This is a genomic window from Aquincola agrisoli, from assembly GCF_036621135.1.
Classification (GTDB): domain Bacteria; phylum Pseudomonadota; class Gammaproteobacteria; order Burkholderiales; family Burkholderiaceae_C; genus Aquincola; species Aquincola agrisoli.
The window spans coordinates 66211-78547 of the sequence record NZ_JAZIBG010000054.1 but is presented as its reverse complement, the minus strand read 5'-3'; the positions used below and the strand labels follow the sequence as shown (position 1 = coordinate 78547).

Genomic DNA, 12337 nt, shown 5'->3' with positions numbered 1-12337 from the left:
CCCGGGGCTGGCCGGGGGCCCCCAACCAGGCTGCAATCCCGGAATGATCCCCTCTTCCTCGTTTCGCCGCCGCACCGGTGCGGCCGGCGCAGCGCTTGCCGCGCTGATGATCGCCGGCTGTGCCAGCGGCCCGCCGCAGGCGTCCCGTGCCCCGGGCTCCGAGGCCGACCGCCGCGCAGCCGCGCCCGCCGCGCTGATGGCCGAGCAGCAATGGCTGCAGCAGTGGTTCAGTGGTACGCCGGTACAGATCGTCATGGCACGCGACGGCACGCTGCGTGTCGACGTGCCCGCGGCCTTCGCCTTCGATGCCGGGCAGGCCGGCGTCAAGCCGCCGCTGGCCGCGGTGCTCGACCGCGTCGCCGAAAGCCTGCGCCGCAACGAGCTGCTCGTCGTCAGCGTCTCGGTGCCGGCGGCATCGGACGCGGCGCTGGCGAAGCGCCGGCACGACGCTGTCGCGCGCCATCTGGCGGGCCGGGGGGTGGCGGCGGCGCGCGTGGGCACGTCGCCCGCCAACGGCGCCGTGCTGGGCCTGCGCCTGGCCGTGGGCGACGCCTGAGCGGCGGCCGGCGGCGGCGCCCGGCCCTCAGGGGGCTTCGACCAGGCCGCTGAAGAGCGGATCGCGCGGGCTGCGCGGGCGGTAGGCCGACACCCGCCGCGCGATCGCGGCGATGTGGTCGGGCGTGGTGCCGCAGCACCCCCCGACGATGTTCAGGAAGCCGCTCTTCGCGAACTCCTCCATCAGCCCCCCCGTGACCTCCGGCGTCTCGTCGAAACCGGTGTCGCTCATCGGGTTGGGCAGCCCGGCATTGGGATAACACGAGATGAAGGTGTCGGCCGCGGCCTTGCCCAGCTCCTCGATGTAAGGCCGCATCAGCGCCGCGCCCAGCGCGCAGTTCAGGCCGACCGCGATGGGCTTGGCATGCCGCACCGAATGCCAGAACGCGGTGACCGTCTGGCCCGACAGGATGCGGCCCGACGCATCGGTGACCGTGCCGGAGATGATGACCGGCAGCCGCTCGCCGGTGTCCTCCATCAGCTCGTCGAGCGCGAAGATCGCGGCCTTGGCGTTGAGCGTGTCGAAGATGGTCTCGACCAGGAACACGTCGGCGCCGCCCTCGAGCAGGCCCTTGGCCTGCTCGTAGTAGGCCGCACGCAGCGCCTCGAAGCTGATGTTGCGCGCCGCCGGGTCGTTGACATCGGGGCTGATGCTGGCGGTGCGCGGCGTGGGGCCGAGCGCGCCGGCCACGTAGCGGGGCTTGTCGGGCGTGCTGGCCGCATCGCAGGCCGCGCGGGCGATGCGCGCGGCGGCCACGTTCATCTCGTAGGCGAGCCCGGCGAGGTCGTAGTCCTCCTGCGCGACCGTGGTGGCGCCGAAGGTGTTGGTCTCGATCAGGTCGGCGCCGGCGGCGAGGTACTGGTCGTGGATCTCGCGGATCACGTCGGGCCGGGTCAGCACCAGCAGGTCGTTGTTGCCCTTGAGGTCCTTGGGGTGGTCCTTCAGGCGCTCGCCGCGGAAGTCCGCCTCGGTCAGCTTGTAGCGCTGGATCATCGTGCCCATCGCGCCGTCGATGATGACGATGCGCTCGCGCAGCAGGCGCGGCAGGTCGGCGGCTCGGGTGTAGGGCTGGGGCGTGCTCATCCCGGCATTCTAGGAAGGCGGCTGATCCATCTCGACGTAGGCGGAATCTCCGAACACCAGGGCGGTCGGGCGGTTGACGCCGGCGGCCCATAGCGCCACCGACGCCGGCAGCATCGGCTTGGCGAAGAGGAAGCCCTGCAGTTCGTCGCAGCCCAGCGCGTTCAGCACGTCGCGCTGGCCCACCGTCTCGACGCCCTCGGCGACGACGTTGAGCCCCAGCGCGTGCGCGAGCTGCACGACGGCCTGCACCACTGCCCGGGCATCGGCGCTGGTCTCGAGGTCGCGCACGAAGGCGCGGTCGATCTTCAGCTGCCGGGCCTGCAACCGGCGCAGGTAGGAGAGGCTGGAGTAGCCGGTGCCGAAGTCGTCGATCGACATCTGCACGCCGATCGCCGCGAGGCGCTCGAAGGTGATCAGCGTGCTCTCCGCGTCCTCCATCGCCACCGACTCGGTGATCTCGAAGGTGAGCAGCGCGGGCTCGATGCGGTGGACCTCGATGGCCTTCAGCACACGCTCGACCAGGTCGTCCTGCCGCAGCTGGAAGACCGACAGGTTGACCGCGACACGCACGCGCAGGCCCTCGTCGAGCCATTGGCGCACCTGGCGGCAGGCCTCGTTGACGACCCAGTCGCCCAGCGCGCCGATGAGGCCGAAGCGTTCGGCCACGGGGATGAAGACGCCCGGGCTCACGATGCCGCGCTGCGGGTGGCGCCACCGCGCCAGCGCCTCCGCGCCGGTGATGGTGCTGCCGTCGCCCGAAACCTTGGGCTGGTAGTGCAGCTCCAGCTCGCCGCGCTCCAGCGCCAGCCGCAGGTCGCGGTGCAGGTCGACCTGCTCGCGCACGTCGGCGTCCATGTGGGGCTCGAAGAAGGCGTAGCTGGCGCCGCCGGCCCGCTTCGCGGCGTACATGGCGGCGTCGGCATTGGCCATCAGCTTGTCGTTGGGCGCGCTGCCGCTCTTGTGCACCGCGATGCCGATCGAGCACGAGAGGTTCACGTCGCGGTCCTGGGCGGTCACCGGCATCGACAGCGCATCGATGATGCGCTGCGCGATCTGCGCGATCGCCGCCTCGTTGGCCACGCCTTCCAGCAGCAGCACGAACTCGTCGCCGCCCACGCGCGCCACCGTGTCGCTCGCGCGCGCCTGGTCGGCAAGCCGCCGCGCCACTTCCTTCAGCACGAGGTCGCCATAGCCGTGGCCGAAGGAATCGTTGATCGGCTTGAAGCCGTCGAGGTCGACGAACAGCACCGCCAGCCGCGAGCCGTCGCGGCCCGCCCGCTCGACGGCCTGCGCCACGCGGTCGTCGAACAGCAGGCGGTTCGGCAGCCCGGTCAGCGCATCGCGGAACGCCAGCTCGTGGAGCTCGTTGTTGGCGGCCTGGAGCGACTGCGCCAGCATCTGCGCCTTGCTCTGCAGCCGCGCATCGAGCACTGAGGTAAAGAGCGTCAGCGTCAGCAGCGTCACCGCCGCCACGGAGACGATCATCCCCAGGCTGTCGCCGCGCAGCTCGGTCGTGCTGAGGCAGACGGAGCCGGCCGGGAACGCGGCCGCCGCCATGCCCGTGTAGTGCATGCCGGCGATCGCCAGGCCCATCACCAGGGCCGCGACGATCTGCCACAGGATGGCGGCCTGGGCCGTCAGGCGCCGCAGCCAGAACAAGATCACCAGCGCGACGGCGGAAGCGCCGATCGCGATGCCCGCCGAAGCGCCCACCAGCTCCCAGTCCCACCGGATGCCGGGCGCCATGTCCAGCGCGGCCATGCCGGTGTAGTGCATCGCGCAGATGCCGCCACCGATGGCCAGCGAGCCGCCGGCCAAGGCCGGCAGGGTCAGCTTGGGGCGCGTCGCGACACCCAGCGCGATCGCCGAGGCGCCCACGCCCGCCACCCACGACAGCGTCGTCAGCAGATAGCCGTACCCGACCTCGATCGGCAGCTCCAGTGCGAGCATGCCGACGAAGTGCATCGACCAGATGCCGGAGCCCATCGCCACGGACCCGCCGATCCACCAGCTCATCGCCATCAGGCGGTCGTCGGTCCGAACGCGCTTGGCGAGATCGAGCGCGACGAACGACGCCAGCGAGGCAATGAGGTAGGACAGCGCGACGACCCACGGGTCGTAACGCTGCACGAGGTCGGGCAGGTCCATCGACGTCCAGCTTTCTTGGGGTGGCTTTTTGCCACCTTCGTGAACGCGATATCGGTCGGCGCGCACCTCGGCTTGAGCCGGCCGCCCAAAGCCCCCTACGTCAGGAAGCCCATGCTGCGGCGCTGCCGCACGGCCGGCTTGGCCCGGTGTTCGCCCTCGAGCTGCGACAGGAAACCGTCGGGATCGAACACGTCGCCCAGCACGTCGGCCTGCCGCTGCACCGCGGCGAAGTCACCCGGCGTCAGCTGGTCGAGCTGCGCCAGGCGCTGGCGCTGCTCCGGCGTCGCATCGCCGCCGGCCAGCGCTTCCGCCGCGAACATGCGCAGGCGCTGCGCCAGCGTCAGCGGGTTGAAGCGGATCTTGAACGTGAAGCGCCGCAGCGCGGCCTCGTCCAGTTCGTCGAACAGGTTGGTGGTGCAGACGAAGATGCCGGCGAAGCGCTCCATGCACTGGAGCATCTCGTTGACCTCGGTCACTTCGTAGGTGCGCTCGGCGCGCTGGCGGCTGCGCAGGAAGCTGTCCGCCTCGTCGAGCAGCAGCACTGCGCCTTCCGCGGCGGCCTCGTCGAACATGCGCGACATGTTCTGCTCGGTCTCGCCGACGAACTTGCTGACGAGATCGCTGGCCTGGCGCACCATCAGCGGCCGCTGCAGCGACTGGGCGATGTGCTCGGCCAGCGCCGTCTTGCCCGTGCCGGGTGCGCCATGGAAGCACAGCGTGCCGTGGCCGCGCCGGCCCAGCGCCTCGACGACACGCGGCAGCTCGAACCGGCTCTCCACGTTCAGCAGCGACAGGTCGTAGCGCGTGACCACCTGCCGCGCGCCGCGCTGGCCGCTGTGCCCCAGGGCCTTGTCGGCATTGCCGAGCTGCCGCTCGATCAACGCCTCGATCGCCGCGCCCTCGGCGTCCTGCGGCTGCGCCAGCCTGGCGAAGCGCACGGCCGTGCGCACCTGCGCCGGCGTGAGGCCCCGCCGCTCGGCCAGCCGCGATGCGAAGCCTTCGCGCACCGGCACGCCGGCGAGCGCCCGTGCGACCAGCGCCTCGCGCGCGCCCGGCGGCGGCGACTTGAGTTCGAGGTGGTATTGGAAGCGGCGCCGGAACGCCGGATCGATCTGCTCGATGCGGTTGGTGACCCAGATCACCGGCACCGGGTTGGTCTCGAGGATCTGGTTGACCCAGGCCTTGCCGCTGACGCTGCCCGAAGGCGCATCGCCGCTGTCCAGCCGCGCCATCAGCTGCGCGGTGTCGGTCGACAGCGGCGGGAAGACATCCTCCACCTCGTCGAACAGCAGCGCCACGCTGGGACTGGTCTTGAGGAAGACCTGGCTGATCTGCAGCGAGCGGTAGCGGTCGCGGCCGGAAAGCGAATTGCCGTCGCGGTCGGCGTACTCGACCTCGTAGAGCGTCAGCCGGGCCGCCTGCGCCGCGACCTTGGCCAGCTCGGTCTTGCCGGTGCCCGGCGGGCCGTAGAGCAGCACGTTGACCCCCTGCGCCTTGCGCTCCACCGCGTTGCGCAGCAGGTCCGTCAGCACGTCCAGGTCGTCGCCGACGAACTGGAAGTCGCCCGGCTGCAGCTCGCTGGTGCTGGCGGGGCGGGTGAACACCGCCATCAGGTCGTTGGGGCCCGGGTACTCGCGCATCAGCACCGGGGGCAGCTGATCGCTGACCTTCATCAGGTCGGCGAGGTCCGTGATGTTGTGCTCCGAGATCAGGTTCTCGACCATGCCGATGCGCTCGAGCCGGGAGCCTGCGCGCAGCGCCTCGGCCACGTCACGCTCGTCGACGCCCGCCACGTCGGCGATCGCCGCGTAGGCCTCCTGCGCGCTCGACACCTTGAACTCGACGAGCAGCCCCCGCAGGTCGCGCTGGTAGCGCGCGAGCGTGCCGTACAGCAGCAGCGCGCGCTCGGCGGCGTTGAGCTGCAGCAGGCCGGCCAGTGCGTCGATGTTCTTCTCGACGAGCGTCGACTCCTTCTTGAGGCTGCGCTCCAGCCACTGCGCGGTGGCGGTGAGCACGGTGAGCAGGTCCTTGGGTGCGTCCTTGATGTACTCGTCGATGTAGAAGAAGAGCGTGCCTTCCTCGTACGGGCCGCGCCAATGGCCGTGGCGCTGCAGGAAGGCCGCGTCGCCCAGCGCCTCGTGGCCCTGCCAGTGCTCGTTCCCCTGGCAGCGCCTGCCGAGAAAGGCCCGCAGCCGCGTCAGCACCGGCTGCGGCCATGCCAGGTGGCGGCCCGCCAGCGACAACAGGCTGTTCCAGTCGCGCCGCAGGTTGAAGCGCCCGGCATTGCGCATCGTCAGCGCGAGCACGAAGCGCGAACACATGCGGTCCATGACCGGCGCATCGCGCAGGTCGGGCGACAGGTACAGCGGAGCGTCGATGGTCGGTTTCACAGCACGCGGCGGCAATCGGCGCCTGATCTTGGCGCAGCCTGCGTGCCCGGGCAAGCCCTGTCGAGGACAAGGCCTTGCCCGGCCGGGCGAATCAATGCAGCACGACGGGGTGCTGGGCCAGCTGGGTGAAGCGCGCGATGTAGTCGTCGAGCTCGTCTTCCGACGGGCTGGTCTGGATCAACGCCTCGACGCCTTCCTTGAAGCTTTCGGCCATCGCGCCCTCCAGGAAGATTTCCTTGCGGGCGAACTTGTCGACGATCTCGTAGCCGCCGCGGGTCAACGGCGCCGGCTGATCGGCGGCAGAGGTTTCGTCGCTGGAAGACAGGTCACCGGCGTTCAGGTCGGACGGCTGCGAAGGCAGATCGAACTGCACCACCGCGAAACTGTCCGAGTTGTAGAGCATCAACATGGAGTTCTCTCCTTGCACGCCAGGTGGGTTCGTCAACGCAATATTCAAGCCATGGGATGACCTCCCGGCCCGCCGGGTTCCCCGCGGGACGAAAAAGGCTTCGATCAGGGGGAGTCAATCGGCCAGTCGCAGCTCGAGGGCATCCCCATTGCCCTCGGTCGACAGGCGGGCGCGCACGGGCCGGTGGTCCTGCGCCGGATCGAGCCACACCTCGACACGCGTGTCGCGCAGCTTGCGCGGCTCGCGCAGCAGCTTGAGCGCGAGCGTCTCGCGCCCGTGGGCGAGCTCGACCTTCTCGAGCCCGAGGACCGCGAAGTGCCACAGGTCGGCATCGCCGCGGGCGCCCGACACGAAGAACGACAGGCGCGAGCCCACGCCGAAGCGTTGCGGCGATGCATTGAGCACGCCGCCGATTTGCAGCATCCAGCTCAGGCGATCCTGGGCGCCGGCCGGCAAGTCGTACTGCACGGAAGGGCCCGAATAGGTGATCTTGCCCGGTCCGCGCTGGAAGTTGGCGGCCTGCGCATCGCGGCCCCGGCGGCGGATGAGGAAGCGTTCGGGCGCCACGCCGGCGCGGTCGAGCGCGCCCGTGCTGGTCCAGTCGAGCACGTTGAAGCCGGCCACGCTGCCTTCGAGCCGGGCCTCGTAGTGCGAGCCGTCCCCCGCGGGGGCCCAGCGCAGCGACCCCGTGCCACTGAGCAGGCCCCGGTGCAGCGTGTAGTGCGCGGTGAACGCTGCCGGCAGGCGCGTTGGGTACACGGGCACGTCGATGGCTTCGGACGGTTCGGCGGTATCGCCCGCGGTCACCGCGGCCACCTGCACGGGTTCCTGTTCCGGCGCCTGCGCCGGCAGCTCGGCCGCAGCCTCCGGCACAGCCGGCGGCGGCGCCATGGCCTCGGGGGACGACTCCGAAGAACCCCCTCGCGGCTGCGGATGCACATCGGCTGCGGGCGCCGGCCGTGCACTGCGGTCGACCGGCATGGCACCTGCGTGCCGCGCCGGCCCGGCGGGCGGCGCCGCTGCCATGGCCAGCGCCTGGGCCTCGGCGGCCGGCGCGGCGGCTTCCACGGCAGGCTGCTGCAGGGCCACCGGCGCCGGGACGCTGCGCACCGTCAAGGCCGTGGCCCGCTCCGGCGGCGGCGCGGCCCGCCCGACGGTGCTCAGGCCCCAGCCATGCGCCAGCACGGTGGCGGTGGCCACACCGCACAGCACCAGCCGGCGGCGCCAGGGTCCGCGCGGCGCGGGAAGGATGGAGGGAGCCCTCACAATCGCTTTCATGAAACTCGCTACGTACAAGGATGGTTCGCGCGACGGACAACTCGTCGTCGTGTCGCGCGACCTGAGCACGGCCCATTTTGCGACCGGCATCGCCACCCGGCTCCAACAGGTGCTGGACGACTGGAACTACCTCAGCCCCCAGCTCGAAGACCTTTACCAGACGCTCAACGGCGGCCGGGCCCGGCATGCGTTCGCCTTCGAGCCGGCGCAATGCATGGCGCCGCTGCCGCGCGCCTACCAATGGGCGGACGGGTCAGCCTACATCAACCACGTCGAGCTCGTGCGTCGCGCTCGCAACGCGCAGGTGCCGGAAAGTTTCTACACCGACCCGCTGATGTACCAGGGCGGCAGCGACGACTTCCTCGGCCCCTGCGACGACGCGCGCTTCGCGAGTGAGGAATCGGGCATCGATTTCGAGGCCGAGCTGGCGGTCGTGACCGGCGACGTGCCGATGGGCGCCACGCCCGGACAAGCCCTCGAAGGCGTGCGCCTGCTGATGCTGGCCAACGACTGGAGCCTGCGCCACCTGATCCCGGCCGAACTGGCCAAGGGCTTCGGCTTCTTCCAGAGCAAGCCGGCGACGGCCTTCAGCCCGGTGGCCGCGACCCCCGACGAGCTCGGCGGCGCCTGGCGCGAGGGACGTGTGCACCTCACGCTGTCGACGGCCTGGAATGGCCGCACCGTCGGCCTCACCGAGGCTGGCCCGGAGATGACCTTCCACTTCGGCCAGCTGATCGCCCACATCGCGAAGACGCGCAACGTGCGCGCCGGCAGCATCGTCGGCAGCGGCACCGTCAGCAACAAGGACTGGTCGCGCGGCTACGCCTGCATCGCGGAGAAGCGCGCCATCGAGACGATCGAGCACGGCGAGCCGAAAACCCCCTTCATGCGCTTCGGCGACACCGTGCGCATCGAGATGAAGGGCGCGGACGGCCAGAGCGTGTTCGGCGCGATCGACCAGGACGTCGCTCCGGTCTCGGCATGACCGAACTGTCCCGCACCTTCAAGGTGATCACCGCGTGGCTGGTGGTCGGCGTGGCGGTGTTCCTGGGCGTGCAGTGGTGGCAGGCGCAGCAGCAGCGCGCCCGCTTCAGCGCCGACGGCGGCGTGATCGAGCTGCGCCGCTCGCCGGACGGGCACTTCCACTGGCCCGGCCATGTCAACGGCGTGGCGGTGGAGTTCCTCGTGGACACGGGCGCCACGAGCACCGCGCTGCCGCAGGCGCTCGCCGAACGGGCCGGGCTGGTCGTGCAGGGCAGCATCACCTCGTCGACGGCGGGCGGCACGGTGCGCGGCGGCCTGGCACGCGCCGACGTGGTGCTGCAGGGCGGCGTGACCGCCACGCAGCTGCGCGTGGCGGTGCTGCCGGCCCTCGAGGCCCCGCTGCTCGGCATGGACATCCTGTCGAGAATGCACTTCAGCCAGCGCGGCGGCGTGCTGCGGCTCGAACCGGCCCCCCACTGACCGCCGCCCGGCCGCACGCCCTCCCTCCGATCGCCCACGTTCCCGCCATGCCCCCTTCCGCCTTGCCGCGCGCCGCGGCCCTCGCCCTCCGCGCCGCGTCGCTGCTGCGCCGGGCAGCCCTGCTGCTGGCTTGCGGCCTGGGCAGCGCACTGGCGCAGCCGGCCGCACCCGCCGCGCCGCGGGCGGCGTGCCCGCCCGCCGCGGCCGCGCCGACCGAGGCGCAGCTGCAGGCCGAGATCGCCGCCGCGCGCAACCGCGGGCTGTTGTGGCGCATCGAACACGGCGGGCACCGCTCCTACCTCTACGGCACCCTCCACCTCGGCCGGCTGGCGTGGAGCGTGCCCGGGCCGCAGGTGCGCGAGGCCCTGCTCGCCAGCGACACGCTGGCCCTCGAGCTGGACTTCACCGACCCCGCCACGGCACGCCGCATGGCCGAAACCCTCACGGTGCCCGCGGACGCCGCGCCGCCTGTGCCGGCCGCGTTGCGCGAGCGGCTCGCGCGGCTGGCCGAGGCGGCCTGCGTGCCGATGCGGCAGCTGGAAGGCCTGCATCCGGTGATGCAGGCGCTGACGCTGTCGATGCTGGCCGGACGGCGCGACGGGCTGGACCCGGCCTTCGCCCAGGAGCTGGCGCTGGCCGGCTTCATGCGGGCGGTGCAGCGCAAGGTGGTGTCGCTGGAAACCCCCGAGCTGCAGCTCCAGGCCCTGGTGCCGGACGACCCCGAGGAGGCGCTGCGCCTGGTGCGGCAGATGGTCGAGCAGCTGGAGCAGCAGCGCGCGCCGCCGGTGATCCGGCAACTGGCCGAGGCCTGGGAACGCGGCGACCTCGGCCAGCTCGAGCACTACGAGCAGTGGTGCGAATGTGTCGAGAGCGACGAAGACCGCCGGCAGCTGCAGCGGCTCAACGACGCGCGCAACCCCGGCCTGGCCGACCGCATCGACGCGCTGCACCGCGAGGGCCGACGCCTCTTCGTGGCCGTCGGTGCCCTGCACATGACGGGGCCGCAGGGCCTGCCGCGGCTGCTGGCGGCACGCGGCTACACCGTCGAGCGCGTGCCGCTGCCGCGGTGATACCCGCGTGCACGATGCCCCGGCCGGTGGGCACAATCGGCGCGCATCGAACTCCCAGGACACCGACATGGCCGATACCGCATCCCCGTTCAGCGCACTCGTGCCGGGCTTCGATTTCCTGCAGGACCTGGTGAAAAACGCCGGCTCGGCGCTGCCGTCCATCGGCCAGTGGGTCGCGCCGACGCTCGATCCCGAGGAGCTGAACAAGCGCATCGAGGAATTGCGCACCGTGCAGTTCTGGCTCGAGCAGAACGCCCGCATGCTCGCCGCGACCATCCAGGCCCTGGAAGTGCAGCGCATGACGCTCTCGACGCTGAAGACGATGAACGTGCAGGTGCAGGACCTGCACGAGGCGATGAAGATCAAGGTGCCCGAGGCCGCCGAGCCGCCCGCGGCTGCGGCGCCGACGGAGCCGCCCGGCGAAGCGCCGGCGGCCGAGGCAGCGCCCGCGCCCGCCGGCGTGGTCGATCCGATGCAGTGGTGGGGCGCGCTGACCAAGCAGTTCACCGAACTGGCCGCCACGGCCCTCAAGGACGGCTCGGCCCAGGTCGCCCAGATGGCCAAGATCCACCCGGCGTCCGCCGCCGCGCCTGCCGCGCGCCCTCCAGCGGCGGCCGCACCCGCCGCCAAGGCGGCACCGGCGCGCAAATCGCCTGCCGCCCGCAAGGCGGCGCCGCGCAAGCGCGCGGCACCGCGCTGAGGCCCGGCCGACCGCGCACCCCGCGGCCGGTGCACACTGCCGGCATGACGCCGTTCATCCACGCCCACGCCACCCATCCGGACTGGCGCATGGCGCTCGCCCTGGCGGCAGCGCAGATCGACGCCCAGCGCGCGCTGCACGCCGACGCACCGCCCTTCACGCTGGGCTTCGTGTACTTCAGCGACCACTACGCACCGCACGCCGAGGCGCTGCTGGACGAGCTGCGCCAGCGCTGGCCCGGCCTGCACTGGACAGGCTCGGTGGGCGTGGGCGTGGCGGCCAGCGGCGTCGAGTACATCGACGAGCCCGCGCTCGCGTTGATGCTGGCGCCGCTGCCGACGGAGCGGTTCCAGGTGTTTTCGGGTGCCCAACCGCTGGGCGCTGTCGAGCCCTACACCGCCCTGGTGCACGCCGACCCGTCCACGCACGACCTGTCCGAGCTGATCGCCGAGCTGAGCGAGCGCACGGCCTCCGGCTACCTCTTCGGCGGCCTGGCGGCCGGACGCAGCGGCGCAATGCACATCGCCGACGCGGTCTGCCGCGGCGGCCTGTCGGGCGTCGGCTTCACCCGCGACGTGCCGCTGCTGTCGCGCGTCACCCAGGGCTGCCAGCCCGTGGGCCCGGTGCGGCGTGTCACCGCCGCGCAGCGCAACGTGGTGACCGAGCTCGACGGCCGGCCGGCGCTGGACTGCCTGCTCGAAGACCTCGGCATCGGGCTCGACGACCCCCGCGCGGCGCTGCCGCGCCTGCGCGCCACGCTGGTGGGCCTGTCCGACGGCCGCAGCGACCTGCTGACGCGCGCCGGCCAGTTCGGCACCGACACGCGGGTGCGCCACCTGATCGGGCTCGACCCCGGCGCGCGGGGCATCGCCGTGGCAGACCTCGTCGAGCCTGGCATGCAGCTGGCGTTCTGCGCGCGCGACACGGCGGCCGCACGGCGCGACCTGGTGCGCATTTGCGCCGAGATCCGCGAGGAGCTGGAGCCCGAGTTGCTGCCCGCCGTCGCCGGCGGGCCGCAGCCCCCCGCCGACCCGCTGCAGCGCGTGGCCGGCGCGATCTACATCAGCTGCGCCGGCCGCGGCGGGCCGCACTTCGGCGCGCCCTCGGCCGAACTGCAGATCGTGCAGCACGCGCTGGGCGACGTGCCGCTCGTCGGCTTCTTCGCAGGCGGCGAGATCGGGCACCGCCACCTCTACGGCTACACGGGCGTGCTCACCGTGTTCCTGCACCCCGCCTGAG

The 12337-nt window shown here is 72.0% G+C and carries 11 protein-coding genes; 6 read left to right on the top strand and 5 right to left on the bottom strand.

The genetic code is table 11. The annotated features are described in order from the left end of the window. The first annotated feature begins 43 nt into the window (after nucleotides 1–43). Nucleotides 44–556: an OmpA family protein gene (locus V4F39_RS24510; protein ID WP_332292770.1), complete on the top strand. Its 513-nt coding sequence runs from the start codon at nucleotides 44–46 to the stop codon at nucleotides 554–556. Between the two features lie 27 nt (nucleotides 557–583). On the opposite strand, the gene V4F39_RS24505 is transcribed toward V4F39_RS24510, so the two are convergent. The 5 genes from V4F39_RS24505 to V4F39_RS24485 all read right to left on the bottom strand — a co-directional run bounded on the left by V4F39_RS24505 (nucleotide 584) and on the right by V4F39_RS24485 (nucleotide 7852). Next, nucleotides 584–1639: a homocysteine S-methyltransferase family protein gene (locus tag V4F39_RS24505; protein WP_332292769.1), complete on the bottom strand. Its 1056-nt coding sequence runs from the start codon at nucleotides 1637–1639 to the stop codon at nucleotides 584–586. 9 nt (nucleotides 1640–1648) lie between these two features. After that, the gene (locus tag V4F39_RS24500) at nucleotides 1649–3787 is read right to left on the bottom strand and encodes a putative bifunctional diguanylate cyclase/phosphodiesterase (RefSeq protein ID WP_332292768.1); all 2139 of its coding nucleotides are present in this window, start codon (nucleotides 3785–3787) and stop codon (nucleotides 1649–1651) included. Nucleotides 3788–3882: 95 nt separating this feature from the next. Further along, nucleotides 3883–6117, bottom strand: coding sequence for an ATP-binding protein (locus V4F39_RS24495; protein ID WP_332292943.1), 2235 nt, complete (start codon nucleotides 6115–6117; stop codon nucleotides 3883–3885). Between the two features lie 151 nt (nucleotides 6118–6268). After that, the gene (locus tag V4F39_RS24490) at nucleotides 6269–6586 is read right to left on the bottom strand and encodes a BTH_I0359 family protein (RefSeq protein WP_332292767.1); all 318 of its coding nucleotides are present in this window, start codon (nucleotides 6584–6586) and stop codon (nucleotides 6269–6271) included. 114 nt (nucleotides 6587–6700) lie between these two features. After that, nucleotides 6701–7852: a DUF3108 domain-containing protein gene (locus V4F39_RS24485; RefSeq protein WP_332292766.1), complete on the bottom strand. Its 1152-nt coding sequence runs from the start codon at nucleotides 7850–7852 to the stop codon at nucleotides 6701–6703. A 10-nt stretch (nucleotides 7853–7862) separates the two neighbouring features. Between V4F39_RS24485 and V4F39_RS24480 the strand changes: the two genes are divergently transcribed. From V4F39_RS24480 to V4F39_RS24460, 5 genes are all read left to right on the top strand, one after another. Further along, nucleotides 7863–8849 carry a fumarylacetoacetate hydrolase family protein gene (locus V4F39_RS24480; RefSeq protein WP_332292764.1) on the top strand — a complete coding sequence of 329 codons (987 nt, stop codon included), beginning with the start codon at nucleotides 7863–7865 and terminating at the stop codon, nucleotides 8847–8849. Further along, entirely contained in the window at nucleotides 8846–9328 is a 483-nt protein-coding gene (locus V4F39_RS24475) for a retropepsin-like aspartic protease family protein (RefSeq protein ID WP_332292763.1), read from the top strand. Before V4F39_RS24480 ends, V4F39_RS24475 begins: the two co-directional genes overlap by 4 nt. Nucleotides 9329–9375: 47 nt before the next feature. Further along, a complete protein-coding gene (locus V4F39_RS24470) occupies nucleotides 9376–10398 on the top strand; it encodes a TraB/GumN family protein (protein ID WP_332292761.1) in 1023 nt (340 codons plus the stop codon). Between the two features lie 67 nt (nucleotides 10399–10465). After that, nucleotides 10466–11098, top strand: coding sequence for a PhaM family polyhydroxyalkanoate granule multifunctional regulatory protein (locus V4F39_RS24465; RefSeq protein WP_332292760.1), 633 nt, complete (start codon nucleotides 10466–10468; stop codon nucleotides 11096–11098). A 44-nt stretch (nucleotides 11099–11142) separates the two neighbouring features. Then, entirely contained in the window at nucleotides 11143–12336 is a 1194-nt protein-coding gene (locus tag V4F39_RS24460) for an FIST signal transduction protein (RefSeq protein WP_332292759.1), read from the top strand. Nucleotide 12337: the final 1 nt, after the last annotated feature.